The sequence below is a fragment of the Rossellomorea vietnamensis genome (assembly GCF_025398035.1).
Lineage (GTDB): Bacteria > Bacillota > Bacilli > Bacillales > Bacillaceae_B > Rossellomorea > Rossellomorea vietnamensis_B.
This window is the reverse complement of sequence record NZ_CP104558.1, coordinates 2,131,702-2,156,570: the sequence shown is the minus strand read 5'-3', so window position 1 is coordinate 2,156,570 and position 24,869 is coordinate 2,131,702. Positions and strand designations below refer to the sequence as shown.

Sequence of the window (24,869 nt, the reverse complement as noted above, 5' to 3'; positions counted from 1 at the left end):
TGAATGGGGGCATACATATGTAAGATAGAAAACAACATGATTCAAGGGTCTTGTCTTAACCTGGTGACCCCTTATTTCCCTTGCCCAAAACGATGTGAATCACCCATGGAACCCAAGCGAAAACAGACTTTAGATCTTAAGAGAAAGAAGAGAGAAAACAACACCAACAACGTGCGTGTAGCGGGCGCGCGTAGAGATGGTGTCAGTATCCTGAAAGGAGGGACAGAAGGAAACCTATTCAACCTTTTCAGTCAAAAAATCTATGATTCTATCCCTCGCTTTTTGTGAGGATTCTTTATGAAAATTCGACGAATAGGGGTCACTGAATCCATGTGTACCGCTATATTTTTGAATGTCGATGTTCTTTCGTTCTAATTTCGCAATCACTTCATCCACTTGGAAAGAGGGTTCTTCTTCTGGGAAAAACAACATGGTTGGACACAGTGGTGTGACCTCTAAATAGTTTCGTATCCGTGAACCGTAGTAGCCGATGACACCATCCACCCTTTCATCATCGCTGCATAACCACGCAACCGTCGCCCCTGCACTGAACCCTATGATCACAATTCGCTTGTATTTCTGTCGATAGATTGAGAGAATGCTCTTTATTTTGACAACCGCCTCTTCAAATCCTATGTCCTTGACGAAAGAACGGTAAGCCATCTCTTCCTGAGAATAATCAAAAGCCGATCCCTTTTCTAAAAGATTCGGACAGATGACGTCCTTACCTTGTGATGAGATGTATGAGCAGAAGTCTTGTATATGTTGGTTGATTCCATAGATTTCGTGGATCACTATCACTAGCGTACTAGAGTTTTGTTGAAGCTGAATCATGTTATTCCTCCTTTCAAGCTTCTTTTATTTTACTCGTTTTTAAGGGTGAGCTGAATAAAAAGGAATGGATATGTTTTCCTATTGAACCACATGGGTACTTTGGAAAATAATGATAGATGGACCATTTTATGAACATACATAAACCATCCAAACATTGAAAGGAGAACTTCATGAAAAAAGTAGTGTACACGTTGATTTTGATGGTGCTGTTTGTGGCATTAGCTGCCTGCAATTCCAATGAATCTGCAACATCTCAATCTGAAGAGAAAGAACCAAAAAAAGAAGTAAAGGTAAAAAAGGATAAAGAGGCGAATAAGGAAACGGAAGAAACAGACAAAGACTATCCCCCGGTACCGACGACATTCTCGGAATCAGCCGAGTATCCAACGATTGGGGAGTTTTCCGGTAATGAGTATGAAAAAGGCTTTACCGGTGAGGAAGACATAAAAAAGAAGCTTGATAGCCTGCCAAAGTTAACGGAGGAGTCTCCTAAAGAGGATATCGAAAAGATGCAGCGGTATGTGTATTCCCTTTTTAAAGAGGATTTGACGAAGGTGGATGTACCAATCGATCAGTGGAAGTCCATGCAGTTTGAAGATCCGAACGGCAAAGAGGGTGAGCTTCAATTAAAAGAGAATTACAATGTTGCCATTCTGTTGGATTCAAGCGGCAGTATGGGGAAAATGGAAAATGGGAAGACACGGATGGACCTTGCGAAGGATGCCATCCAGCAGTTTGTGAAGGACCTGCCTGAGAATGCCAATGTTTCACTCAGGGTCTACGGACATGTGGGCACGGGCAGTGATAAGGATAAAAAGGCTTCCTGTTCTAAAATTGAGGAGGTCTATCCATTCGGAACATATGATGAAGGGGAATTCTCAGATGCGCTGAAACAGTTCGAGCCCGCTGGATGGACGCCTATGGCTAAAGCCATCGATGAGGTAAAATTGGAGTTCCAACAATATGACGGGAAACAAAATACCAATATTATTTACGTAGTCAGTGATGGAGTGGAGACCTGTAGCGGTGACCCCGTGAAAGCAGCCAAATCCCTGGCAGATTCCAATATCAGCCCGGTCCTGAATATTATCGGGTATCAGGTAAACAATGAGGGATTAGCACAGTTGAAAGAAATGGCCAATGCTTCCGGGGGAAATTACATCAATGCGAGAAGTCACGACGACTTGGTGACGGAATTCAAACAGACAGCGGATATGGCGAAGGTTTGGTCGCATTGGCATGAGGATTCGGTGAAGGCGTTGAATGACTTGTATGATACCATCAGAACGCAATTGGATAGTTGGTATAACGAGCAACAAGAAAATAGTAATCGGGAATTTAATAACCTGCAGACGGCAACGAACTACCTCAATGCGGAGGAAATCATCGATAATCGAGTATTCCTTGACACAATCGATCTTTACAGAGACTATTTCCTTACCATAACAGATGAGGCCAGAGATCAATTCCTTGATTTGTATGATACAAACAGAGACAACTTCTTAAATAAACATGATGAAGTCACAGACCGGTTCCTGGAATCGGATGAATGAGTAAGGAAGAAGGTCCGTCCCTCGAGAATGAGGGACGGACCTTCTTCGCATATACCAATCAATCCATTGCCCGTGGTCTTTTTTTCTGACAACCTCAATATCCTTATACTGTAGGGTTATCCACACCACAAACCTATAAGAACGAGCTACAGGGGGGTTAGAGATGAGCAAAAGGAAGTCGTTCCGTTGGGTTGTCATTGCTTTGGTCTTGTGTTTAATCAGTGCGATAGGTGCCTCGTTTGTACAAACGTCAGGTGGGAAGGTGACCGTAAAAGATCTGCGGTGGGAAACTCCCTCGGGTCATATGATGAGTGCGCTCTTGTATGTTCCTGATGATGTGTCGAAGGACAATCCGGTACCGGGAATTGTGACAAGTCACGGGTGGTACAACACGAGGGAGATGCAGGATCTGAATTATGTGGAGCTTGCAAGACGCGGGTACGTCGTCATTTCAATTGATATGTACGGACATGGAAATTCGGATGCCGTGAAACCGGAGGAATGGATGAACCGCGGGACGGGCATGTATGATGCCGTAGAGCTACTGGCGGATCTTCCTTATGTAGATAAAAGTAAGATTGGGGTGACGGGTCATTCCAATGGAGCACGTGCTGCCAACTGGTCCATCAATGAAGATAATAAGAAGGATGAACCTTTGATTTCGTCTGTGCTGTTAATTGCCAATGATGCCATGTATACGAGTGATCCGGCAGAGCCATTGTATTGGTCGATGCAGCCGAAGGATCGTGAGTATGTGAATGTATATGGATCAAGGGATGTTGGAATCGTGGCCGCACAGTATGATGAATTTTTCTTCAGAAGTTTGAAAGAAGACGGTACTGCCACTGTTCCGAGGGATTTTATTGATACGGAACCTGCACAATCATTCCTGAATTTCGGGATTGATCCATCCGGAGGTGAGAAGCGGAAGAGCTACGAGATTTATAAGCAAGAGGTAGACGGTCAAGAAGCAGCGAGGGTCATTTATAATCCCGCGCAGATCCATCCGTGGAACCATATTTCCAAGGATGTCGTGACGAGTACCCTTGAGTTTTTCGAAGAATCTCTTGGGGCACCTCATCCAATCGCAGCTGACAACCAGGTTTGGCAGTACAAAGTGTTCTTTAATGCTGTAGGCTTGGTCGGATTTGTGATTTTCATCGTGAGCATCACCAAGTGGCTTCTTTTCACTGAAACATTTGCTTCACTACGAGCTGAAAAGGTAGCAGAGCCTATGACATTCCATGATGGACGTGGAAAGCTTTGGTTCTGGGGCGGCCTCATTGCGGGTGCGCTCGTATCTTATTTCAGTTATTTGAAGTTATCCACTTGGACCGTGGAACATATTACACCGTTCTTTCCGCAGTATCCGCCTTTTTATATCGGGATGTGGTGTTTGGTCACTGGTCTCTTTACGTTAATGGTTGTGGGGGCATGTTATTTCTTCTATTCCAAGAAGAATGGAATGGATCTGAGGGTGTCTGGGGTGGTCATCAGCTTCCGGACGCTGGTGAAAACGTTCGGGTTAGCCCTTTGTGTCACGGTATTGTCGTACAGCCTCGTGTTCATAGCGGATTATTTCTTTAAAACAGATTTTCGTTTATGGGTACTGACTGTAAAAGCATTCACCCCTGATAAACTGTTGATCGCATTGAAATATCTACCTTTCTTCCTTGTATTCTATGTAGCGAACTCCATTGCCATCAATAGTTTTAATTTTATCAAACTAGGGCAGAAAGAATGGATGAACACGGCCGTATTGACCCTGTTCAATTCACTTGCCATCATCATCCTGGTGGCCATCCAGTATATTACCTTCTTTGTGACGGGGGAAGTATATTACAATGATTTGTCCCACATCATCGGAATTTGGCTGTTCCCGATCATCGTAATCCTGATGGTGGCAGCCGTTATTTCCCGTAAGATTTACAAGGTGACGGGAAATCCTTATCTTGCAGGGTTCATCAATGCGTTCATCATTACGATTATGACGGTGACGAATACGTTGACGCAACTTTAAAATAGAAAAGCCTCCGGAGTCCTCTATAAGAAGGTCCGGGGGCTTTTTTTACTGCCTGGGACCCAGCAGCATCACACCAACCCCAACGATACATATCCCGGCACCGACCCAGTCATAGAGATCAGGTGTCTTCTTATCGATTCCCCATCCCCACAGGACGGACAGGACAATGAACACCCCGCCGTAAGCAGCGTAGACACGGCCAAATGAAGGGAAGGACTGGAAGGTGGCGATGACGCCGTAGAGTGCCAGAGCGATCCCGCCGGCTACTCCCCAATAGGCGGGTTTTCCTTCCCGAAGCCATAGCCAGATAAGGTAACCCCCACCGATTTCGGCGATTCCGGCAAGAATGAATAAGATGATGGCATTTATCATGTGATCACTCCTTAATTTCTTTACGTAATTGAATTATAACGTGAAATCAGCTTGATAAACATTTGTCTATTTTCCTCAAACCTTCTACAATGAAAAGAACAAGAGATCGTCAAGAATCTCAATACGGAGGTGGAACGGAAATGGACAACACGGAGAAACATTTTTCTGAAGAGAAATTTTGGGATAAGTTAAAAAGATATGGTGTGAAGGCCGGACATTCCGTCGTGTATACGGCGCTTCTCCTTTATTTTGTCCTGCAAAAGCCGGATGTTCCAAAGAAATCGAAGATGGTCATTATCGGTGCACTCGGATATTTCATCCTTCCAACGGATTTCATCCCGGACATGGCAGTGGGGGTAGGGTTTACCGATGACCTTGGCGCACTGGGTCTCGCGCTATTGCAGGTATCCATGTATATCGATGATGAAGTGAAAGCGAAGGCCAAGGCGAAGCTGAGTGACTGGTTCGGTGATGATGTGGATACGTCTGAGGTGGATGGGAAGTTGTGATGGGAATCGGGCAAGGTGGCTACACTTCCAGTCTAATGATTTAAAGAATAGTTGAGTGAAAACCAAGGCTCTGAATCTATATGATTCAGAGCCTTTTATCATTGAATTTATTTTTTGCACATAATTCCGAGTAATCTTATATAAATAATAAATATTAAAGTTCATTTTGAAGAAAAGAGGATTTGAGATGAGAAAATTATTGATCTTTGCTATAGTCGGTTTCTTCGCACAGTTAGTGGATGGTTCGCTGGGGATGGCGTTTGGATTGACGTCATCGTCCTTATTGTTGGCGTATGGAGTGGCTCCCGCCGTTGCTTCTGCATCTATCCATATGTCAGAGATTGCTACGACTGCAGCATCCGGTTTCTCCCATTATAAATTTGGAAATGTAAACAAACGGATGGCCATCTTGCTGGCGATACCAGGGGCCATCAGTGCTTTCGTAGGGGCAGCATTCCTGAGCAATATTCCCGGAGGTTTAATCAAACCTTATATTTCCTCATTCCTGCTGCTGTTGGGAGCGTATATATTCGTCCGATTCCTGCTCACTTCCAGGAGACAGGTGAATGAAGTGACTTCGAGTGGTGACGGGCAACTGTTAAAGAAACGATTTCTTTTCCCGCTCGGAGTAGTAGCTGGATTCTTTGACGCGATAGGTGGAGGCGGTTGGGGACCAATTAACACCCCCATCCTGATGGCAAATAAACACACTTCCCCCCGTGAAGTAGTAGGGACGGTTGATACAAGTGAATTTATCGTTACGATTGCAGCAACCGCGGGGTTTGTTCTGTTCCTTGGTTGGGAGCAATTCAACTGGTTCTGGGTTCTGGCATTTGTCATTGGAGGCGTTCTGGCTGCACCACTTGCAGCGTGGCTGGTTAGAATCATGCCTTCCTATCTTCTCGGGGTTCTAGTAGGAGGGTTTATAGTCCTTACCAATCTCAATACGTTATTGAAAGCGGGAAGTGTCAGCGGGGATATTTCCATGGGAGCCTATATTCTTGTTGCAGTCATTTGGGTTGGTGGAATCATATTTAGTCTGAGGAAGAATAGGGGCAGGAAAGCTTAAAAGGAAATTTGTTTTTTTGAGGAATGGGAGAGGAGGGGGAATGTGATGGAGGATGCTCAGCGTCCAGTGAAATCTCTACTCCCCCAACAAATTCAAGATCGCACACTAGACCAAAATCTGCGTTTCTTCCACTCTCATCCCAAACAACCATCATTCTCCCTTGAACGTATCGTCGTACAAATCTTCATCCCCCTGTGGTTCTTTGATTCCATGCTTTTCTTCGAGATACCTGCCGATTACGGAGTTATTAATGCCTTCCCGAACGGCCCGTTCCACTATGATATAAAAGATAAATAGAAACACGATGAGGATGATGACACTTATGAAAATAATAAAGAGTTCCATGCTTTTCACCTCCGTATTTATTGAATGACAATATTCCCAACATACTGCGCACTGCCTCTATCCGTTTGAAGGTCGATCTCCAGTACGTAAGACCCTCTTCCTTTAGGGAATGTGAAGGAACGGTCCTCCTCCATATCCAGCTGCAGCTTTTCATTCCCAAGCCATAAGAATGCACGTAACTCCTCGACGGCAAAGTCTTCACTGTCAAAAAGCACGTCTACCTGCTGACCGGATGGGAAGGTGAGTTCCTTCTGTTTCCGTGCGAAGTCTACTACTTCTTTCGTTTCTTTTTCCAATGGTTTACCGTTTTCTCCACGCCAATCAATATTGGTTTCGGTTAATTCAACGGAGTCGACGCTGTCTGTCTCCATAAGCGTCACAGTCGGGGGAGTGAAGTCGTAGTCTTCACCAATACATCCTGTCAGGAAGAAAATAAGGAATAAACAGACGAGAGCCCTTAAAGAATGTTTCATACATACAAATCCTTTCTTTTCTGAGGTTGTAAGTCTAGTTTATCCACCCATTCAACACCATCCCCACGTTCATCACCATATGAAAGGCGATTGAAGGATAGATGCTATCTGTCTTCAAGACTACGATGCTGTAAAAAAGTCCGCCGAAAGAGAATAGAAGACTGAGGAGGAGCGGGATCCCGATGGAGAGATGCAGGAGTCCGAATCCAATGCTTGTCACGGTGACGGCGTAAATGACAGAGGTATTCCGGATCAATGACGACAGCATGACGCCTCTCCAGATGAGTTCTTCCAGTATAGCGTTCAGGATGGTGAATCCTATTGCGAATAGGAATAATGATTTCATCTCACTCATCCCCTCCGACCAGATGAGGGGAATGAAGATGGTGCTTGATCCGGCGAGTCCAATCAACAAAAAAAGCGGCATTGAAATAGTGTGTGAAGGCATGGAGATGCGCTTACTCCAATCCGGAAATCTCATGTAGAGAAGGACCTTTTTCTTTGCTATCCATTGTGAGACGGCTAAGGTCACCAGGATGAATATGAGAAAACTTCTGTTGAGAAGGATGTTGGTTTCTTTTGAGATATCCCATCCATTGATCCAGTCTGTTGCACATTGGAAGGTCAGGAATCCGATTAGGAATAATAGGAATAAGGAAGCGATTGTCCGGTTGTTATTGGCAGATAAATAGAGGATGAGAAGCCCAAGCATCAATAGCAGTCCCCATCCGTATGCTCGATACGAAAGAAGGATGATCCCTGAGAAAAACAGGGCGGCAGAGCTTATCAGGAAAAAGGTATGCGATGAGTGGGTCATATAGTCCTCCTAAGGCAATCGATGAAAATAGTTTAGCATAATTTTCCTGTTTTGTATCTGTTCATTTTTCATTGTGGTACGATGAAGATAGTTTACATAAGAGAGGGGATTGGACATGTACAAGCATATCATGTGGGACTTTGACGGCACTCTTTTTGATACATATCCCGTGATGGCGGGAGCCTTTAAAGACACGTTGGACAGCAAGGGGATCGAGGAACCGTTAGAGGACATCATGAAACAAATGAAGGTATCGATGACTCACACTTTTAAACACTATGGTGAAAAATATGGGATTGGGGACGAGTTTATCGCAGCTTACAATACCCGCAGAAAAGAAATCGAGTTCGATTTTTCCAAGCCCTTTGAAGGAATCGCTGAAATATGTAAGTATATTCATGAATCGGGGCGCAGGAATTACCTGTACACCCACAGAGGTCAGTCTTCCATTACGATGCTGGAGAGCTACGGGCTGACGGGTTACTTCTCTGATTTCATCACCTCCGAACACGGATTTGAAAGAAAGCCGAGTCCTAATGCCATTCAGCATCTGATCCGCACACATGATATCGAGCCATCAGAAGCGATCATGATCGGCGACCGGGATCTGGATCTCGAATCGGGGAAAAATGCCGGAATCAGTTCCTGCTACTTTGCAGATGAGATGGTAGAAAATCCTCACGCTGATTACGTCGTGACGAGTGTGGAAGAATTGTATAAGATTATTTAAGGATGGAGACCATTGAGGGACGGACCTTGATGGTTCTTTTTATGGGTGATTTTGGTAAATGACGCAATTATCGTGAAAACGACGCAATAAATCTGAAAATGACGCAATTAATAAAAAAACGACGCAATTCCAGTCCACCGACGTCCTTCTAAACATCTATCCACTCTTCAAAAGTCTATAATACTCTCTAATTTGAAAAGATCTTTCCGTTCGTTACCTGTTCTCATACAAATTAATATCTCCGCTCCGGATCTATCACTCTTCTATTCGTTTTTTCTTATGATAGCTGCAAATATGATGTTGACTATCCCTACATAGAAGATAAAAAAGTATGGGATTTCAATAGAAGTGAATTTGTTCAAACTATAAACTGTGGCGATGGCAAAGATGAACGCGATAGAGGTGGAAATCAGTAGATTCTTCATTTTGGTCAGATACCTCATGCCAAAAACAAAAACAGAGAACAAGACCGTGAAGATTGCCCATTCTGAATACGGCAAAGAAGGCAACACCATTAATGAGACGGCGATTATGACAATTAAGAAATATGCTGTGATCACAGTACCACTCCCTTTTGATGTATACATACCCAAGGATGGATCTTTTATGCTTCACTTCCAAAGGTGCTCATCTGTGTTTTGAAACTCCCCATTTCGGATACATTATATGAGCACACACCAAACAGATGATTTGTCATCACCCTAGCAAACATGTGATGATGAATTCACACTAAAATTATCGGAATAAGGAGATGAGGTTATGAACGTAGCAGTTGTTGGAGCAAATGGACAGATCGGGAAGCAAGTGGTCGGATTCTTGAAGGAAGACGGACATACTCCGAGAGCCATTGTGAGGAAAGAAGAACAGGTACAGTCGTTTGAACAAGAAGGCGTGGAGGCTGCACTGGTTGATTTAGAAGGCACGGTTGAGCAAATCTCAAATGGATTGAAGGGAGCCGATGCCGTCGTATTCTCTGCAGGATCAGGTGGCAGCACGGGTTCAGACAAGACCCTCCTCATCGATCTTGACGGAGCGGTGAAAACGATGGAGGCTGCAAAAGAGGCTGGAATCGAACGCTTCATCATCGTGAGTGCGCTGCAGGCTCATCACCGTGAGAACTGGAACTACTCCCTGAAGCCTTATTATGTGGCGAAGCACTTCGCGGACCGTGCACTTGAGGACAGTGGACTTACCTATACGATCATCCGTCCGGGTGGATTGCTGAACGAAGAAGGCACCGGCAAAGTATCGGCGGCTGAGAATCTTGAAAGAGGTTCCATTCCGCGTGAAGATGTGGCAAGAACCATTGTGGCATCGTTGACGGAAGCGAGCACGTTTAATAAAGGATTCGATCTTATTTCTGGTAGCACTGGAATAGAAGAAGCCGTTAAAAACGTATAAATAAGAGGAAGGAATGATCATCGTTGGATGGTCATTCTTTTTTTTATGTAAAATCGGGAGGACCAGTATATGGGTATAGATGGTAAAATATGATGTATAGAGAAAAAGGGGTGATATCCATCATTAATATCGATTATTCATTTAGCATCGTGTCGACCGTGATGTCCATCATAGAATGGGCGCTCATTGGCTTTCTTGCATTTAGAGTGTATAAAAAGCTTTCACCCAAACCAAAGGTGTGGAAAGTCATCCTCGCCATTTTTGTCGGCCTGTTTTCCTTTACCATCAACATGGAATGGTTTCATACCTTTGTGAAAATTCCAATCCTGCCACTTGGTGTGTGGATCTTATACGCTGTTCTTAATCGAAAAGAAGATCGCTGGGATACCTATCGCCGGTTTGCCTGGATCGGATTCCTGGCCAACTTCATCTTCCTGGCAGGAACCTTGCTCACCATCCCGGTCCAATCACTTCTCTATCCAGAAAACCATCTCTCCACCTACATATCAGGCACCAAAGAAGCTTCCGTCAATGTCATCCATCCATCTGGTGAGGGACGGACCTTAGATCAGGAGGAACTGAAGAAGCAGCTTTCTGATGTGGAGCAGGTCGAATTTGAAAGTTGGCAATGGTTTGATGAAGCAGGCGGCCGTTATTCGAATCACGAACGCTTTCCGTTTCAGTTGGTCGGCACTAAGCCGAAATGGGGAAGCGGTCTCGATCCGGATATCTATGTAGAACAGGACGGGAAAGGGATCCTCATCTCAACCCGAAAGACTCAGTATTATTACCACTTCCCTGAAACGGTGCTGAAGGAGGCAAAACGATGAAGAAGAGAAGCATCCTGGCTGGGGGAGTCCTTATCGTAGGGTTATTTGCCTTCTATTGGCTGTATGTAGGGAAAACAGATTCACGTCCGAAAAATGAAGAAATACTGTCACAGATTAATTCCTCCCTTCAGAATGCACAAGCCGTTGAAATACAGGATTTTCTGAAGCTCGATGATGGTCACGGGGTGGCACCTTTCATTTCAGATAGGGAGCAATATGGTGTTAGCTATTGGGAGAGACATCTGACCGGCTGGAAGGTAATTAGCATCCGGACCGACGGGGAGCCAAAGGTATGGATGCTCGACGGGAATGATCCGTCAAGCTTCTATATCGTCTGGAACATCAACCACGGCAGTGACATTCAAACATTGCAGTATTATTTCACGAGGGAAAGGGGTTTCTCCAGTAGCGGAGAACAACAGCATTATGTTCCCGGTATCTTGATGAAGACTGAAGCCTCTTTGACAGGCAACTCCTACGGGGCCATGAAGGTTCCCGGAGAATGGGGAGACGCATTGACTTTATCAGATGGCAGTGATGCTCCTGACCCACTCTTCGGCGATAACATCAATATGGGAATACACTCCCGGTTCGGCTGGATACCACTTGATGCGAATAACAATCAAGTCGAATGGAAAAACAGTACAAACAACTCAAGTTACTACAAAGGGAATGTACGGGAGCAACATATGCAGTTGCTTGACCAGTATCAGATTAATCAGGGCGAGTTTTAAGAAAAAAGAGGAATGATCCATAACCGGGTCATTCCTCTTTTTGGGTTGAGAATATTGCGTTAATTTGGAATAATTGGTTTAGGATTACAATTTGTTTAAACAAAGAGGGCGGATAAGTGAAAAAAGTATTCGGTGAAAAAGTTCCTGGATTGGATTATCGAAAGAGAACAGGTGTCTATGCCGTCATCTTTCATCAAGAAAAAGACAAAATCCTGACGTTTCGAAACGAGATAGGGCATCACTTTCTACCTGGTGGCGGCATCAAAGAGAATGAAAGTCATGTAGAGTGCCTGGAAAGAGAAATGATGGAGGAGACAGGTTACTGTGTATCGATTGGTTCTTATATCGGACATGCCATGTACTACTTTTTTTCAAGAAAGGGAGACCCACTCCTTGGTGAAGGACACTTTTATCTGGTTGAGCTGAATGAAAAGATGTTGGAACCAATGGAAGATGAGCATGCTCCAGTGTGGATGGATCGTAAGGATGCGAAAAGGCTCCTGATACATGAGCATCATTACTGGGGAATAGAGGAAGTGTGGAAGCTGAATGAGGAAATCGGTATACAAGCCAAACAAAAAAATTATGAACATAGCATCAACATGGAAAATAATGAAGTGAAAAAGGAGAAAAAATGTTAAAGCCATTTCTAACAACCACAGCACATACAGAACAGGAGATCATCAACCAAGCTCTTAAAAACGAAGGGTTAAAACAAATCTCAAGTGATTCCGAGATCACCAGATTAGGAGAAGGTGCATGGCACTACGCTTACTTAATCGAGGCAGAACAGCTCGTCCTCCGCATTCCGAAAAGGATCGCCTATGAAAAAGAGGTCGTCTTCAACCAGGACGAGCTGACGGCGGATTATGCCGGGACCAAGGCCTTTTATGAGCATGCCAACAGGACGGGGAAAGGGATGTGTCCAGAGCATTATAACTACCATGTTTCCGACGAGTTAACCTATACCATCGAATCCTATGTCGGAAAATCAATCGGGCTTGCCGAACTGACCCCGGACCAATCGAAACGGTATGGAAGTGAACTAGGTGAGTTCTTCATGGCCCTTGAAGAGCTGAATTCACCGATTCCGGGCATTGGATACATAACTGTCGGGGAACGTGGAGAAATCAAAGGTCTATACGAAGGGGACCTAAGTGCCTTCATCCGGGAAGAAACGGGAGAGTACAAGGAAGAATGGGAGTCCCTTCTAGAAAGCTCCTATTCTTTTGATAAGGAAAAAGTGAGAAAGAACGGAGAAAATTTAATTGCCGCCCGCTCCATTGAACGGGAAAAGCTCGTCCTGACGAATCAGGATACGTCGCCTGAGAATATGATTTTCACCAGTAGCGGCGTGCGGATGATCGACCCGTTCCCGATTCTCTATACGGGAACATCACTCGCTGCCAATTACGTTTTCAACTACCGGGCCCTGTTTCACTCCCTGCACAACACAAAGCGGCATGGCAAGAACCAATACCACCTCCTGATCCCACAATTGAAGGCCAGTGCAGAAGGGTTCGTGGAAGGGTATGTGAACGGTTCGAAGCAGAAATGGAATGACCTGAACGTAGAAGTGTATTTGAAGCTCGTCACCATGACCCATGAACATGATCAGCTGCTGAAGCAGGAGTCTTTGAGCCGTGAGCAAGTGATCCGGTACGGGACGAAGGACCAGATTCAGGAGCGGATCGGTATTTTCTTTAAGGAACTTGAACGATTTTAAGAAAGATGGTGTTGAAAGCCTATCCGACTGCACCTTCTCGAATAATTCCTGACATGAAACCCGTTATTCCTCATAAACTATTCTGAGGTGAGTAAAATGCCAAGAGTCAAATACACCGATGCCGATGTGGCCTTGATGGCGAGGATGATGAGAGCGGAAGCGGAAGGCGAAGGGAAACAAGGTATGCTGTACGTGGGCAATGTCATCGTAAACCGTGCGAAGGCGGAATGTTTGGACTTCAAACAAGTAAGAACCATCCGGCAGGTCATCTTCCAGGTCCAGGGTGGGAACTATTCATTTGAAGCCGTCCAAAAAGGGAATCTTTTCTATAACCGGGCAAGGTCGGTCGAGAAAAAACTGGCCAAAAAGAATCTGGATTATTGGGCCCAGCACCCGGCGAAATTTGCCCTTTGGTACTTTAATCCTTATGCCCCGTGTCCCCCGACATGGTACGATCAGCCGTTTGCCGGGCAATTCAAACAGCATTGTTACTACGAACCGGCGGCAGGGACATGTGCAAGTGTATATACCGGCGGGTGAGGATATTTAGAACTTCCTGGTTAGAATCGGGTGGTTCTTTTTTTGTTCGCATTCATTTGAAACTATTTCCAATTGAGAAACGTATAGTTAGTAACAAATGGAAATGAATGGAGGGGATGGAACACATGAAGACGGTTGGGAAGGCGCTACTCATACCGGCATTATGCTTCATGTTTGTGGGATGCTCCAATAAAGAGCCAGTGGATAAGAAGGAACAGGAAACGCCTATCACCTTCTCCCACGAGGAACAGAATTTCGAAATCATTTATATGTATGATGAAGTGCAGGAGTACGTAGACACCGTACGGGAAAAGACGGGAAAAAGCAATGAGACCGTGTTTATTGAAAAGGTGTTTGAGCCATTTAAAAAGAAGTCCAATATGGAGGAAATCAGCTTGCGATATACGTTTGATCCGTCCTCAGAAGTGGACAAGCTTGAAGAATCCATAAAGGAGTTGGAAAAGGACAAAGATACGACGAGCAGGATTATGAAAGAAGCATTGATGAAATCAGCTAAAGAACTTCCGGGTAAGGATAAGAAATATATTATTTTTCCAGCGAACCCAGAGGATACGTTTATAGTGGAGCAAATGGGGGGTGTATCGGGGTTTGTCCTGTCAGAGGATGTCATTGTGCTGCAACTTTCACCATCCATGCAAAAAGACATATTGAAGTACACGGTCGCTCATGAATACAACCATCTCATCGCAGAAGAAAGTAATCACGGAATGATCAGGACCATCCTCGGCGGGGTTGTGGTGGAAGGAAAGGCAGATGCCTTTGCCCATACCATCTATCCAAAGATCCAGGCCCCTTGGCAAAAACCGATGACACCGGAGGAAAAGAAAAAGGTAGTAGCTGAGATTACGGAACTTAGATACTCCGATGATATGAAGTACTACGAGAAGCTAAGAGCAGGAAACTCTTCTAAAGGCATTCCCCAATGGGCCAACTACAAAATCGGATATGAAATCGTCCAAAGCTACAGGAAGAATCATCCTGAAATCTCTACGGAACGATGGACCAGCATGCATGAAGCCGAAATCATAGCAGGAAGCGACTTTGAGAAAATCACGGCCTATGATTGAGACGAACTCAGACTTCAGGCTGATGTAAAATTTTCCATTTTTCTATACCATCATAATAGAGTAATAGGAGGGGATGAATGTGAATCAAGTACGTGACAAGCAATGGAATCTGGGAAGTGTACGACCGGGAAGCGGACCGGTGAAAGATCAAATTCAGGAGATTCTTCTACATATCGAGGAAACGCAATCCGTATTGAAGCAAGGGATGAATCCCGATGAAGCGGTTGACATCACGAAACGTGTGCAGGACCTTTATACGAAAGCGTTTCACATGGATGAATACATCATCTGCCTGCTATCGGTGGATGTTCTGGACGATGAAGCGCAGGATCTAAGTGCCAGGAGCACTCAGCTGCAGGCAAAAATGGACACCTTGCTCCTCGGATATAGCCAGTGTCTTGCCCATATGGCGGACGAGGACTGGAGAGCCTTCATCGGACGCAGGGAAGTGGCAGGCAGTGAGCGGTTCTTGAAGCAACAGAGAAGAAAGGTGAAGGACCAGCTTGCTCCCGAGATGGAGAAGTTGATTCATGCCCTTTCTGTTGACGGATTTGCCGGGTGGGAAGATCATTATGATCAGGAATACGCCCGACTGAAAGTGCCCGTAACGGATAATGGGAAGACGGAATACATTTCTTTTGATATGGCCTATATTCGCGGGATGCTCTCAAATGATCGGGAGACGAGGATGGAAATGGGTGAAGCCATCTCCAAGGTTTGCCGTGAGAACGAAGACCGGTTTGCCTCGATCTTCAACCATTTTGCCGGCTTCCGAAATGAACTGTATCGCCTGAGAGGATGGACGAATCCCCTGAAGGAAATGTTCGAACAAAACCGGATCAGTGAAAGGTCCGTGAACACCATGATGGAGACGCTCCATCAACACAAATCCTTGCTTCACCGGTTTTTTGAACGAAAAGCCAAACTGATTCAAATGGAAAAACTGAGCTGGTATGACATCTATGCCCCGACCTTCACGTCCAAGACGACCTTGACGTATGAGGAAGCGGCAGATATCGTGATCGGGCAGTTCCGTCGCTTTAGTGAGAAGCTCGGTCAATTTGCCCAAACGGCATTTGAAGAAGGATGGATTGACGCCGAGCCTGGAGATTCCAAACAGCACGGTGCCTTCTGTGCTTCATTCCCGAATGCGAAGGAAAGCCGTGTCATGCTTTCTTTTACGGGCAACTACAACGATGTCGTCACCATCGCTCATGAACTTGGGCATGCCTATCACAATTCCCTGCTTCATGAACAGCCTGGTTTCTCCCATAAGGTGGGGACGGGACTAGCCGAAACAGCGTCGACGTTCGCGGAGAATCTCGTACTGGATGCGGCGATTGATATGGCGGAAACAGAGGAAGACAGGCTATCTCTATTAGAAATGAAAATCACCAACGGACTGAAATACACCACCTTCATCCCGGCCAAGTTCGAGTTCGAAGCGGCCTTTTACAAAAAACGGCTGAACGGTAAGCTTTCAGCAGGGGAGATCGTTCAACTGATGGAAGAAACAGAGAGGGACTGGTTCCACGACTCCGTGGATGAAGTGAATGCGCATAATTGGATGACCATCCCGCACTTCTTCAGTACGGAGAAAGCCTTTTACAATCTGCCGTACACCATCGGCTATCTATTCAGCAACGGAGTCTATTCACTCTATCAGCAGGACAAAGAAACATTCCCGGACCGGTACGACCAGCTGCTTACACGATCGGGGAACCATTCCATGGACGAACTGAGCATCGAATTCCTGCAGGAAGAATTAGGGACGGACTTCTGGGAGGCGGCTGTACGTCCGTTGAAGGAAGCGGTTGAGATGTATTTGGAAGAGACGGAAAAGTATAGTTGAGTTTTTAAAAGCAATCTCTGTCATAGGAGGTTGCTTTCTTTTTTGCATATGAGGAACCTATCCCTTCCTACTCTACTAAACATGCATATACATAGTAACAGAAGCCAGGGATAATGATGCTTTGGAAATTCACCAAACCTTTATACTTTTGTAATCTTCCATTATTAATTCACAGTTACTATGAGGGTGCATTAAAAAATTGTCTGGAGGTTTTACATCATGCATCGTTCTCTCATGAAAACGGTTATTGTATCTGCGCTATCTCTTTCTACTATCCTGACGGTAGGATGGCAGGATCAAGATGCCGAGGCTGCCAATACTCAGGAACTTTCAATCGGTAAGAACCATTTACCTGAAACACGAGTCACACAACCATTAGCCAAGGGAGTAACGTATACAGATATTACAAGAGGTTATTATTCAGATAAATCGTACTGTACGGTGGATGTAGCCTTTTTTGATACAAAAGAGCAAGCCCGGATCCTTATTCAAGATCTGAAGAAAAAAGGATACAAAGTAAAGCTTCATAAAGTAGAGAATAAATACTCGCAAAACACAGATGTCAAAGAGAAGACCATCGGATATGTGGTTCGTACCGGTGAATTCAAAGAAGAGAAATCAGCGAATGATTTAGTCGATCAATTAAAAGCTCAAGGATTTGAGAAGGCTAAAGCCACTTATTCAGAATATGATGGAACAATGAATTCAACGGGGCCATGGAAAATTGATGTACTTGAGATCGATCCTGATGAATTTCAGGGTGAGCTGACGAATTCTTTGGCAAAGGGTACAATCACAGGTCGCGAAACCGTATCGTCCATGGCTGGTCGGACTGAAGCGTTAGCTGGATTGAATGGGGGATACTTCGTAGTAGGTTCAGAGGATGGAATCCCTGGGGATCCGGCAGGGATTTCAGTCGTAAACGGCCAGTTAGTAAGTGAAGCGATTGGAGATCGGACAAGCCTCATTCTTTCTGATAATGAAGCAGATATAGCCAATACTTCCACTTCATTGAAAATAGAAACGGAATCTGACGAAAGCTCAGTGATTGATGGGATCAACCGTAAGCCGGGCTTGATCCGCAGTTGCGGAGGGGTTGGGGACAAGGAAACCAATCAGCCGAAGCATGATGTGACATGTACGGATGCAGAAGAGATCATTGAATACAACGCAGCTTTTGGTGATGAAACGCCAAAAGGGGAAGGTTTCGAGGTCTTACTGGATGAAAAAGGTAAAGTTGTTGATACGTACAATGAGCGAGGCAACAGTATTCCTAAGAACGGCAGTGTGCTATCAGCGACAGGTGCTCAGGCAGAATGGTTGAAGGGGAATATCTCAGAAGGAGAGACGTTATCGATAACAAGAAATGTATCAGCTGATGGAAAGCAGGTTAAGACTTCACCTGACGTAGATATCATCGGCGGAGCACCTCAACTGCTTGAGGATGGAAAGATCGACATTCAGGCAAAAGAAGAAGGATTTGCCTGGAGTCATGACTTCTATTATCATTTTGCACAATACCGTCATCCAAGGTCCTTTGCCGGCGTTAAAGAAAACGGAAATATATTATTGGTTACTGTAGAAGGCCGTAACCCTGAACAGAGCATTGGTGTCAGTTTCCATGAAAGTGCTCAAATCCTGCAATCTCTTGGAGCGGTTAAAGGAATGAACCTTGATGGCGGTGGCTCCTCAGCAATGGTGGTTCATGACCAACTTGTAAACAGGCCGTCAGATGCCACTGGTGAACGCCCTGTGTCAGATGGCATCCTCGTTTTGCCATAATAGAAGTGCTAACGATAAAAGCCAATCCACCGGTACACTGGTGGATTGGCTTTTAATATGGATTGATTTCTCAAAGCTGACTCCAGCGCCTTTCCTTGAAAAAATCATTGTGATAATACTTGTTATTTGAAATAATTGGTATAAAAGATAATATGTCTCAACTTGATTGGGGAGGAAAAAATGAACAAGTACGGATCAGTATTATTTAAGGGATCTGCACCCTATTACTCAAAATACAGACCAATCTATCCTTCAACTTTAATCAGACTCCTAGTAAAAGAGTTCTCATTAAACGGAGAACAGAACCTCTTGGACTTGGGCTGTGGGACGGGACATCTGACCATTCGATTTTCAGATTGGTGCAAAAGAATCGTCGGGATCGACATGGAGCCGGAAATGATAGAAGAAGCGGAACGGCTGCACGGTGAAGTGAGGGTAGGAGACATTCAGTGGTTCAATGGTGCGTTGGAAGAATACAACCATTCCCAACCATACCACCTCGTGACGATCGCCAAAGCCTTTCACTGGATGGACCGGGCAAAGGTATTGGATGAATTATTCGACATGGTGACACCAGGCGGCGGGGTAGCGATCATAGACAACTACGAGCCGGATAAGACATTGCTACCCTGGCAAGTAAAGTTCAATGAACTGGTCCATAAATGGTATGGAAACGAACGGAAAGCCGGAAACTCCACCTATAACCATCCCGTCACCCCTCACGAAGATATCCTTTCTCAATCTAAGTTCAATCTTGAAAAACATACTCTGCCTACATACGAAATCACCTGGACGATTGAGTCGCTGCTCGGGAACCTTTATTCGACTTCATATGGCTCGAAGCGTTTCCTTGGATCGGATGTACCTCTATTTGAACGTGAAGTGAGAGAGGCGATGCTTGAGATGAGTGCATCGGGAGTGTTTAAAGAGGAGTCGAGGTTGTCGGTGAAGATTGGGAGGAAAGGTTTATCATGATGGGAAAATACAGGGTGATTACGATAACCAATCTACTTGAGCAAGACTTACATACGTTAGTCCAAGAAAGTAAAGAAGAAGGTTTCCGCTTTGTAGAAAGACTTCTGAACGATTATCAGGATGGCACCAATCGTTTCAATAAGCAAGGTGAAGCTTTCTACGGTATTTATGATGAGGAGAATGAGCTTGTAGCGGTGGGTGGGCTGAATGTCGATCCATCTTCGGCTGAAACCGGCAGAGTAAGAAGGTTTTACGTGAAAAAAGAATGCAGGAATGAAGGGGTAGGTACTCTTCTATTAAAGCAAATCATCCTTGATGCCAAACGTTCTTTCAGTGTTTTGATCCTCCATACAGATACCGAGAAAGCGGATCATTTCTATACATCGTTCGGTTTTACTAGAGGCAATCAGTATCCGAATTCTACGCATTGTTTGGATATCAGTGAGGATCGCAAACTTTTCAGAATCGATTGTGGAGACATTTATCTACAGGAATTCTCCATTGAAGACGCCAATCATATCCACAAAATTTCCAATCAACCGGAAATAGCCCAATACCTCCCTGACTGGAAATCAACAGTGGAACAAAGGGTCGAGTGGTTGACCCATTATGAAATACCAGCTAATAAAGCTTTTCTCGACGCGGCTGCCAATACAGGGAACGTAGCGGATCATTTTTTGAAAATGGGGGTATTTCGAAAGGATACAGAGGAGTTGATCGGCTGGTGCTGTACAGGGATAAAGGAAGAGTTGCCTGCATCGAATCGGGAAATCATGTATGCCATTTCCAGCGAATATCAGGGGAATGGCTATGCAACTAAGGCATCTATTGGGTTGATTGAGTATTTATTTACTCAGACCAACGTGGACCTCCTGAACGCCCTAGCCCTCATAGACAATGATTCATCTATAAAAGTCATAGAGAAGTGTGGTTTTACTTATGAAGGACAGGTAACGATTGATGAAGAAACGTATCTTCATTATCGATTGAACAAATCGGATTACGAAAGGAGCGCAAAGCGATGAGCGATAAATGGCTGGAATGGGCGCAACGGATACAGGCGTTATCTCAATCGGGTCTGGCCTTTTCCAAGAACGTTTATGATCGGGAAAGGTATGAAGAATTAAGGGCGATCAGTGCGGAAATCATGCAGGAACATACCGGCTTGGAGATGACGAAGATAAAGGATTTGTTCGCGAACGAATCAGGCTATCAGACGCCGAAAGTCGACGTGAGGGGTGTCGTCTTCAAAGACGATAAAATACTGATGGTCAAAGAAAAAATCGATGACAAATGGTCGTTGCCGGGCGGATTCTGTGACATCGGCCTGTCCCCTGGTGAAAACATCGTAAAAGAAATAAGGGAAGAATCAGGATATGATGTCACCCCTGTAAAATTACTCGCACTGCTCGACTTGAACAAACATCCCCATCCCCCGCAGTCACACCATTACTACAAAATATTCATCCAATGTAGCATGACCGGGGGAGAAGCCAGAAGTGGCGTCGAAACGAATGGAATCGGATTTTTTGAAGAAAACGATTTGCCGGAGCTGTCCGTTGGAAGAAATACAGAATCGCAGATTAAGATGATGTTTGAATTTTTGAGGGATGGTGGGAAGGAAGCGGTGTATGATTGAGCCCGTTTATGTCCTATCAAAAAGGCTGTAGATAACAGGGGGAGTGGATGATGGTACGCTGTATCCTTTGTAAAGCAAACTTGTCTTGGTTATTTATTTTCAAGAGATTAATGATTATCAAAAGACCTGATATTGAATGCCCATCATGCCGTCATAGGTTATATTTTACTTCCCGTTCTAAGAGGTTTTTAATGGGTATGACCCTGCTGATACCCGTGTTATTTGTGCTTGCGTTCATGCTTGGCTACATGGTTCTGTACATGGTGTGGGTCATTGGGCATGTACTGGTGCTGCCATGGTTCGTGACTGTCACCGATAATGACGAGCCATTATTCTAACAGATGGAGGTTGATCAAATGAGACGGGTGCCGTTCGAACGACCAACGGAATATTATGATGAAAAACTTTTACCAATCGATGAAGAACTCTGCTCATTGCTACAACAAAGAAAACAAGTATCCCATAACAATCTGGGTTATCCAAAACTCCAAGATATTGCAAAATGGGCAGAAAAGTATGATGTGTATGAGGACCTTTTAAGGTCGATCTTTGGTGTGCTGGAAAATGAAGAGGCTTTCAAGCCACAAATTGAACCCGAGGATTTTCAAACATACATAAAAGTTCTCCAATCGGCTGAACAAGATGATTGTTTGTATACCGTCCCGTTTATTAAGCAATATGCGAATGCCAGTGTGGTCCACTTGAACATCGACCGTGAATACGATGAGAATTTAGAGCGGGAAAGGTTTCACCGAAACAGCTTTTGGCACTTGGAGATAGGAGACAGCTATGATTGCCGGGTAACGGGTGGGGGAGGATCACAGGAACATACGAGTTTTGACTTTATTGTGACTCCTAGGTTACCTGAAGACCTATCCGGATTGACTTTGAGGTTCAAAGAATATGGAACTCCTTTTAAAAAGAAGCCGACGGATGTGGAGGTTAGCTTTACAATAAAATGAAAGGTGAAACGAATCATGAACCAGATTCCAACTAAATGGAAAACAAAGAGATTAATAGTGGCTGATCTCAGAAAAGAGGAGATTCACCATGTTCAGGCCCTCTATGAAAAGGGCAGCTACATCCATCAATGGGACGGCGGAACGTTGGATGAAGGGTTTGTTAAGCGCTGTTACTTGGAGGGCGACCTGCCGCCGGGTGGAACGAAAGAAAACTTTAGGATTCAGGTGATCCGTATGAAGGAGTCCGAAGATTTAGTTGGTTTGCTTGTGAGCTATCATGGTCACCCTGTAGCGGAATCCTTTTATATCAACTATCTATCGATTGATCCTGACTATCATAAACAAGGGTTGGGACAGGAAGTAGTGGAGGAATTACTGAATATGGTGAAACAGCACGAATTCAAGGAAGTTCGTGCCAATGTCGCGTTGAAGAACTGGGGAGCCATTCGTTTCTGGACAAAGCTTGGGCTTGATACGATTAATGGAATCTACGGAGATTCTGAGTATGGAGAAAATCGCTTTGCGGATATTGAGCTGGTGAGGAAATTTTAACGAAGGGATTTTTACATAAACGATGAAAAAAGCACTTGGGATAGTATTGATGCTTACTTGGATCACGTTGTTTTTTACTATTTTAATATGATCATGCCGAAAAATATATTGTACTGGATAGTGGCGCTGCCGGCAGTTTATGTTTCGTCGGCATTCGTTTTGAGGAAGTGTGGAATTGAAATATAACGATTCGATGGTTGAAAGGGTAGTGAACACTCATGGAACATTTGAAAGAATTATGCTTCCAAACCCATCTCGGCGAATGGATCACAGATCCCGTTAAAGTGTCAGGTGGCCTCTTACATACCATGTATGCAGTGGTAACTACTACAGGAAAATATGCCGTCAAAGCATTGAACCCATCCATCATGAAAAGGCCGGATGCCCTTGGTAACTACATCCGTTCAGAAAAGGTGGCCCGACACGTATCCGAAAATGTGCCGGCTCTTCCGGCAAAGACGTTCGATGGGGATTCGATTCAGAAAGTGGGGGACCAATGGTTTCTGGTGTTTGATTGGGTCGAAGGCAGAAGTGTAAAACAGGATGAGATCAGCATTGAACATTGTAGGATGATAGGTTCACTTCTGGCAGACATTCATACAGATTTTCAAGGAATAGAAATAGAACCGGAAGAGACAGAGGTCCGTCCCTCGATTGATTGGTATGCCTATCTACAGGAAGGTCAGGATATGAAAGCAGAGTGGGTGAAGTCCTTCGATGATATCATTGAGAATCTGTATGAGTGGGATGCAGGGGCACGTGAAGCGGAGTCAAGGCTTGGAAACGATAGGGTGATGAGTCATCGGGATTTAGAGCCGAAGAATGTGATGTGGGTGAAAGGAGAACCGGTCGTAATTGATTGGGAGTCGGCGGGTTTTATTAATCCGATGCATGATTTGGTGGAGACGGCCCTTTACTGGTCCGGTGCGACCAATCAAGACCGGTTTTCTGCGTTTATCAGAGGCTACCAAGGTGAAAATGGTGCCATTACCTCAGACTGGGAAGCGGTCCTTACAAACGGGTTCTCCGGAAAATTGGGATGGTTGGAATATAACTTGAAAAGGTCATTGTGGTTGGAATGTACGGACGAAGAAGAGCAGCGGTTGGGGACCAGGCAGGTCATCGAAACGATAGGAGAGCTCGGGGAGTATGCAGATAGAATACCGGAATGGTTGAAGTGGCTAAAAGAAATGAAATAAAAGGGCGGTGAAAAAGTGAAGAAGAAAAGCGGCTACGTTGCAATGGGAATGGGACTGCTGATGCTCATTTTGTTAGGGGTGAACTTCACTTCATTTGATGTAAATCAAGGCTCCTTTATCCAATCACAGTTCGGGATAGCGGAGCCGGCAGGGACGGTTGCTGGTCTTACTCTAGTTGTTTTATTGTTAGGAACCGCTTTTCGCTTAATCTGGAGTGCCCCCTTAAAACGAATCATGATCATTGGTTTGCTTTCCATGATTGGAGTCTTCCTTCTACCACTCATCCTTCTCCTTTTTCATGCTGGAGAGCTTTAGATCCATAGACCATATTAATTTCACTTCGTTCTCTACTAAAGAATCACGGTATCCATGTTGATCAATCGTCTCTAAAATAAATCCCTTGCTGGAATAAAACGTACAGGCAGGGGCATTCACGTTCTGGGTTTCCACCATCAATGTTTTGTAATCACGGTCTTTCGCCCAATGGATGACCGTGTCCAGCAGTTTCCCGCCAATGCCTTTCCCCCTGGCATCGGGCTGCACGCGCAAGTCCCATAAGGTCGCGGTGCCTTCCGTTTCTGGAGCCACCGCAGCAGCCCCAACGTACATGCCGTTTTCGATAGCCAGGAACAATCCCCATTCGTCTAAGTCAAACTGTTTTGTCCAATAAAGTGGATGACAATTCGGTAAGAGATCATAGTCCTTCACATAGGGGGAGCACGGCTTTTCAACCAACCGAAGCCCTCCCAGCCCGTTGTGAATGGGACAAACGTGTAGCTCGGTTGTCACTTCATATGCAATTGAAACGGTTGCGTACTGGGAAAGCTTTGAACGGTCAATTTGTTGAATGTGCATGGTGTCCTC

General features: G+C 44.8%; 29 protein-coding genes and 1 pseudogene. 23 read left to right on the top strand and 7 right to left on the bottom strand.

Translation table 11 applies throughout. The annotated features are described in order from the left end of the window. Window positions 1–234: 234 nt before the first annotated feature. Window positions 235–834: a dienelactone hydrolase family protein gene (locus tag N5C46_RS11245; RefSeq protein ID WP_261752162.1), complete on the bottom strand. Its 600-nt coding sequence runs from the start codon at window positions 832–834 to the stop codon at window positions 235–237. A gap of 170 nt (window positions 835–1,004) precedes the next feature. Between N5C46_RS11245 and N5C46_RS11240 the strand changes: the two genes are divergently transcribed. Beyond that, the gene (locus N5C46_RS11240; RefSeq protein WP_261752161.1) at window positions 1,005–2,387 is read left to right on the top strand and encodes a vWA domain-containing protein; all 1,383 of its coding nucleotides are present in this window, start codon (window positions 1,005–1,007) and stop codon (window positions 2,385–2,387) included. Between the two features lie 163 nt (window positions 2,388–2,550). Next, the gene (locus tag N5C46_RS11235; RefSeq protein WP_261752160.1) at window positions 2,551–4,407 is read left to right on the top strand and encodes a dienelactone hydrolase family protein; all 1,857 of its coding nucleotides are present in this window, start codon (window positions 2,551–2,553) and stop codon (window positions 4,405–4,407) included. Window positions 4,408–4,455: 48 nt separating this feature from the next. On the opposite strand, the gene N5C46_RS11230 is transcribed toward N5C46_RS11235, so the two are convergent. Then, window positions 4,456–4,782, bottom strand: a complete 327-nt coding sequence (locus N5C46_RS11230) for a YnfA family protein (RefSeq protein WP_061809130.1) — start codon at window positions 4,780–4,782, stop codon at window positions 4,456–4,458. A gap of 140 nt (window positions 4,783–4,922) precedes the next feature. Between N5C46_RS11230 and N5C46_RS11225 the strand changes: the two genes are divergently transcribed. Both N5C46_RS11225 and N5C46_RS11220 read left to right on the top strand, forming a co-directional pair. Continuing rightward, complete coding sequence (locus tag N5C46_RS11225; RefSeq protein ID WP_226671951.1) at window positions 4,923–5,291, top strand: YkvA family protein; 369 nt, start codon at window positions 4,923–4,925, stop codon at window positions 5,289–5,291. A 187-nt stretch (window positions 5,292–5,478) separates the two neighbouring features. Then, entirely contained in the window at window positions 5,479–6,360 is an 882-nt protein-coding gene (locus N5C46_RS11220) for a sulfite exporter TauE/SafE family protein (protein ID WP_261752159.1), read from the top strand. Between the two features lie 150 nt (window positions 6,361–6,510). On the opposite strand, the gene N5C46_RS11215 is transcribed toward N5C46_RS11220, so the two are convergent. Genes N5C46_RS11215 through N5C46_RS11205 form a run of 3 tightly spaced genes read right to left on the bottom strand, consistent with a single transcriptional unit; the run spans window position 6,511 to window position 7,995 of the window. Then, a complete protein-coding gene (locus N5C46_RS11215) occupies window positions 6,511–6,705 on the bottom strand; it encodes a hypothetical protein (RefSeq protein WP_261752158.1) in 195 nt (64 codons plus the stop codon). 17 nt (window positions 6,706–6,722) lie between these two features. Beyond that, window positions 6,723–7,178 carry a hypothetical protein gene (locus tag N5C46_RS11210; RefSeq protein WP_261752157.1) on the bottom strand — a complete coding sequence of 152 codons (456 nt, stop codon included), beginning with the start codon at window positions 7,176–7,178 and terminating at the stop codon, window positions 6,723–6,725. A 34-nt stretch (window positions 7,179–7,212) separates the two neighbouring features. Beyond that, window positions 7,213–7,995 carry a CPBP family intramembrane glutamic endopeptidase gene (locus N5C46_RS11205; RefSeq protein ID WP_261752156.1) on the bottom strand — a complete coding sequence of 261 codons (783 nt, stop codon included), beginning with the start codon at window positions 7,993–7,995 and terminating at the stop codon, window positions 7,213–7,215. A gap of 115 nt (window positions 7,996–8,110) precedes the next feature. Here N5C46_RS11205 and N5C46_RS11200 point away from each other — a divergent pair, with 115 nt between their 5' ends. Then, complete coding sequence (locus N5C46_RS11200; protein WP_261752155.1) at window positions 8,111–8,725, top strand: HAD-IA family hydrolase; 615 nt, start codon at window positions 8,111–8,113, stop codon at window positions 8,723–8,725. A gap of 263 nt (window positions 8,726–8,988) precedes the next feature. Here the strand turns inward: N5C46_RS11200 and N5C46_RS11195 are convergent, their stop codons facing one another. Further along, entirely contained in the window at window positions 8,989–9,285 is a 297-nt protein-coding gene (locus N5C46_RS11195; RefSeq protein WP_261752154.1) for a hypothetical protein, read from the bottom strand. Between the two features lie 199 nt (window positions 9,286–9,484). Here N5C46_RS11195 and N5C46_RS11190 point away from each other — a divergent pair, with 199 nt between their 5' ends. The 18 genes and pseudogenes from N5C46_RS11190 to N5C46_RS11105 all read left to right on the top strand — a co-directional run bounded on the left by N5C46_RS11190 (window position 9,485) and on the right by N5C46_RS11105 (window position 24,320). Continuing rightward, complete coding sequence (locus N5C46_RS11190) at window positions 9,485–10,126, top strand: SDR family oxidoreductase (protein WP_261752153.1); 642 nt, start codon at window positions 9,485–9,487, stop codon at window positions 10,124–10,126. Between the two features lie 89 nt (window positions 10,127–10,215). After that, the gene (locus tag N5C46_RS11185) at window positions 10,216–10,956 is read left to right on the top strand and encodes a hypothetical protein (RefSeq protein WP_261752152.1); all 741 of its coding nucleotides are present in this window, start codon (window positions 10,216–10,218) and stop codon (window positions 10,954–10,956) included. Continuing rightward, window positions 10,953–11,690 carry a hypothetical protein gene (locus N5C46_RS11180; protein WP_261752151.1) on the top strand — a complete coding sequence of 246 codons (738 nt, stop codon included), beginning with the start codon at window positions 10,953–10,955 and terminating at the stop codon, window positions 11,688–11,690. The genes N5C46_RS11185 and N5C46_RS11180 overlap by 4 nt, the downstream gene beginning before the upstream one ends. A 116-nt stretch (window positions 11,691–11,806) precedes the next feature. Next, window positions 11,807–12,331, top strand: coding sequence for an NUDIX domain-containing protein (locus N5C46_RS11175; RefSeq protein ID WP_261752150.1), 525 nt, complete (start codon window positions 11,807–11,809; stop codon window positions 12,329–12,331). Continuing rightward, window positions 12,325–13,416, top strand: coding sequence for a hypothetical protein (locus N5C46_RS11170; RefSeq protein WP_261752149.1), 1,092 nt, complete (start codon window positions 12,325–12,327; stop codon window positions 13,414–13,416). The genes N5C46_RS11175 and N5C46_RS11170 overlap by 7 nt, the downstream gene beginning before the upstream one ends. 96 nt (window positions 13,417–13,512) lie before the next feature. Then, window positions 13,513–13,956 (top strand): cell wall hydrolase, encoded by a 444-nt coding sequence (locus N5C46_RS11165; RefSeq protein ID WP_261752148.1) that lies wholly within the window; start codon window positions 13,513–13,515, stop codon window positions 13,954–13,956. A gap of 125 nt (window positions 13,957–14,081) precedes the next feature. Further along, complete coding sequence (locus N5C46_RS11160; RefSeq protein ID WP_261752147.1) at window positions 14,082–15,044, top strand: DUF2268 domain-containing putative Zn-dependent protease; 963 nt, start codon at window positions 14,082–14,084, stop codon at window positions 15,042–15,044. 79 nt (window positions 15,045–15,123) lie between these two features. Continuing rightward, window positions 15,124–16,896, top strand: coding sequence for a M3 family oligoendopeptidase (locus N5C46_RS11155; RefSeq protein WP_261752146.1), 1,773 nt, complete (start codon window positions 15,124–15,126; stop codon window positions 16,894–16,896). Window positions 16,897–17,115: 219 nt separating this feature from the next. Further along, window positions 17,116–18,678: a phosphodiester glycosidase family protein gene (locus N5C46_RS11150; RefSeq protein ID WP_261752145.1), complete on the top strand. Its 1,563-nt coding sequence runs from the start codon at window positions 17,116–17,118 to the stop codon at window positions 18,676–18,678. 180 nt (window positions 18,679–18,858) lie between these two features. Continuing rightward, window positions 18,859–19,653: a class I SAM-dependent methyltransferase gene (locus N5C46_RS11145; RefSeq protein WP_261752144.1), complete on the top strand. Its 795-nt coding sequence runs from the start codon at window positions 18,859–18,861 to the stop codon at window positions 19,651–19,653. Further along, window positions 19,650–19,994: pseudogene (locus tag N5C46_RS11140) on the top strand (GNAT family N-acetyltransferase); the annotation flags it as partial. The gene N5C46_RS11145 and the pseudogene N5C46_RS11140, both read left to right, overlap by 4 nt. Before the next feature lie 96 nt (window positions 19,995–20,090). Beyond that, window positions 20,091–20,678: a GNAT family N-acetyltransferase gene (locus N5C46_RS11135; RefSeq protein ID WP_261752339.1), complete on the top strand. Its 588-nt coding sequence runs from the start codon at window positions 20,091–20,093 to the stop codon at window positions 20,676–20,678. After that, complete coding sequence (locus tag N5C46_RS11130) at window positions 20,675–21,292, top strand: NUDIX hydrolase (protein WP_261752143.1); 618 nt, start codon at window positions 20,675–20,677, stop codon at window positions 21,290–21,292. The genes N5C46_RS11135 and N5C46_RS11130 overlap by 4 nt, the downstream gene beginning before the upstream one ends. Before the next feature lie 47 nt (window positions 21,293–21,339). Beyond that, entirely contained in the window at window positions 21,340–21,630 is a 291-nt protein-coding gene (locus N5C46_RS11125) for a TIGR04104 family putative zinc finger protein (protein ID WP_336275576.1), read from the top strand. A gap of 18 nt (window positions 21,631–21,648) precedes the next feature. Further along, a complete protein-coding gene (locus tag N5C46_RS11120) occupies window positions 21,649–22,254 on the top strand; it encodes a hypothetical protein (protein WP_261752142.1) in 606 nt (201 codons plus the stop codon). A 15-nt stretch (window positions 22,255–22,269) separates the two neighbouring features. Continuing rightward, window positions 22,270–22,806, top strand: coding sequence for a GNAT family N-acetyltransferase (locus N5C46_RS11115; protein ID WP_261752141.1), 537 nt, complete (start codon window positions 22,270–22,272; stop codon window positions 22,804–22,806). Between the two features lie 218 nt (window positions 22,807–23,024). Beyond that, window positions 23,025–24,005, top strand: coding sequence for a phosphotransferase (locus N5C46_RS11110; protein ID WP_261752140.1), 981 nt, complete (start codon window positions 23,025–23,027; stop codon window positions 24,003–24,005). A 15-nt stretch (window positions 24,006–24,020) separates the two neighbouring features. Beyond that, window positions 24,021–24,320, top strand: coding sequence for a hypothetical protein (locus N5C46_RS11105; RefSeq protein WP_261752139.1), 300 nt, complete (start codon window positions 24,021–24,023; stop codon window positions 24,318–24,320). On the opposite strand, the gene N5C46_RS11100 is transcribed toward N5C46_RS11105, so the two are convergent. Continuing rightward, complete coding sequence (locus N5C46_RS11100) at window positions 24,279–24,860, bottom strand: GNAT family N-acetyltransferase (protein WP_261752138.1); 582 nt, start codon at window positions 24,858–24,860, stop codon at window positions 24,279–24,281. The two genes, N5C46_RS11105 and N5C46_RS11100, sit on opposite strands and share 42 nt — an antisense overlap. Window positions 24,861–24,869: the final 9 nt, after the last annotated feature.

What these genes read in the sequence shown, in the direction of transcription:
- N5C46_RS11225 (WP_226671951.1), top strand. Translation starts at nt 4,923, where the DNA reads ATGGACAACACGGAGAAACATTTTTCTGAAGAGAAATTTTGGGATAAG.
- N5C46_RS11170 (WP_261752149.1), top strand. Translation starts at nt 12,325, where the DNA reads ATGTTAAAGCCATTTCTAACAACCACAGCACATACAGAACAGGAGATC.
- N5C46_RS11165 (WP_261752148.1), top strand. Translation starts at nt 13,513, where the DNA reads ATGCCAAGAGTCAAATACACCGATGCCGATGTGGCCTTGATGGCGAGG.
- N5C46_RS11205 (WP_261752156.1), bottom strand. Translation starts at nt 7,995, where the DNA reads ATGACCCACTCATCGCATACCTTTTTCCTGATAAGCTCTGCCGCCCTG.
- N5C46_RS11235 (WP_261752160.1), top strand. Translation starts at nt 2,551, where the DNA reads ATGAGCAAAAGGAAGTCGTTCCGTTGGGTTGTCATTGCTTTGGTCTTG.
- N5C46_RS11245 (WP_261752162.1), bottom strand. Translation starts at nt 834, where the DNA reads ATGATTCAGCTTCAACAAAACTCTAGTACGCTAGTGATAGTGATCCAC.
- N5C46_RS11150 (WP_261752145.1), top strand. Translation starts at nt 17,116, where the DNA reads ATGCATCGTTCTCTCATGAAAACGGTTATTGTATCTGCGCTATCTCTT.
- N5C46_RS11220 (WP_261752159.1), top strand. Translation starts at nt 5,479, where the DNA reads ATGAGAAAATTATTGATCTTTGCTATAGTCGGTTTCTTCGCACAGTTA.
- N5C46_RS11100 (WP_261752138.1), bottom strand. Translation starts at nt 24,860, where the DNA reads ATGCACATTCAACAAATTGACCGTTCAAAGCTTTCCCAGTACGCAACC.
- N5C46_RS11120 (WP_261752142.1), top strand. Translation starts at nt 21,649, where the DNA reads ATGAGACGGGTGCCGTTCGAACGACCAACGGAATATTATGATGAAAAA.
- N5C46_RS11110 (WP_261752140.1), top strand. Translation starts at nt 23,025, where the DNA reads ATGGAACATTTGAAAGAATTATGCTTCCAAACCCATCTCGGCGAATGG.
- N5C46_RS11180 (WP_261752151.1), top strand. Translation starts at nt 10,953, where the DNA reads ATGAAGAAGAGAAGCATCCTGGCTGGGGGAGTCCTTATCGTAGGGTTA.
- N5C46_RS11130 (WP_261752143.1), top strand. Translation starts at nt 20,675, where the DNA reads ATGAGCGATAAATGGCTGGAATGGGCGCAACGGATACAGGCGTTATCT.
- N5C46_RS11200 (WP_261752155.1), top strand. Translation starts at nt 8,111, where the DNA reads ATGTACAAGCATATCATGTGGGACTTTGACGGCACTCTTTTTGATACA.
- N5C46_RS11160 (WP_261752147.1), top strand. Translation starts at nt 14,082, where the DNA reads ATGAAGACGGTTGGGAAGGCGCTACTCATACCGGCATTATGCTTCATG.
- N5C46_RS11115 (WP_261752141.1), top strand. Translation starts at nt 22,270, where the DNA reads ATGAACCAGATTCCAACTAAATGGAAAACAAAGAGATTAATAGTGGCT.
- N5C46_RS11215 (WP_261752158.1), bottom strand. Translation starts at nt 6,705, where the DNA reads ATGGAACTCTTTATTATTTTCATAAGTGTCATCATCCTCATCGTGTTT.
- N5C46_RS11230 (WP_061809130.1), bottom strand. Translation starts at nt 4,782, where the DNA reads ATGATAAATGCCATCATCTTATTCATTCTTGCCGGAATCGCCGAAATC.
- N5C46_RS11185 (WP_261752152.1), top strand. Translation starts at nt 10,216, where the DNA reads ATGATGTATAGAGAAAAAGGGGTGATATCCATCATTAATATCGATTAT.
- N5C46_RS11240 (WP_261752161.1), top strand. Translation starts at nt 1,005, where the DNA reads ATGAAAAAAGTAGTGTACACGTTGATTTTGATGGTGCTGTTTGTGGCA.
- N5C46_RS11210 (WP_261752157.1), bottom strand. Translation starts at nt 7,178, where the DNA reads ATGAAACATTCTTTAAGGGCTCTCGTCTGTTTATTCCTTATTTTCTTC.
- N5C46_RS11145 (WP_261752144.1), top strand. Translation starts at nt 18,859, where the DNA reads ATGAACAAGTACGGATCAGTATTATTTAAGGGATCTGCACCCTATTAC.
- N5C46_RS11190 (WP_261752153.1), top strand. Translation starts at nt 9,485, where the DNA reads ATGAACGTAGCAGTTGTTGGAGCAAATGGACAGATCGGGAAGCAAGTG.
- N5C46_RS11125 (WP_336275576.1), top strand. Translation starts at nt 21,340, where the DNA reads ATGATGGTACGCTGTATCCTTTGTAAAGCAAACTTGTCTTGGTTATTT.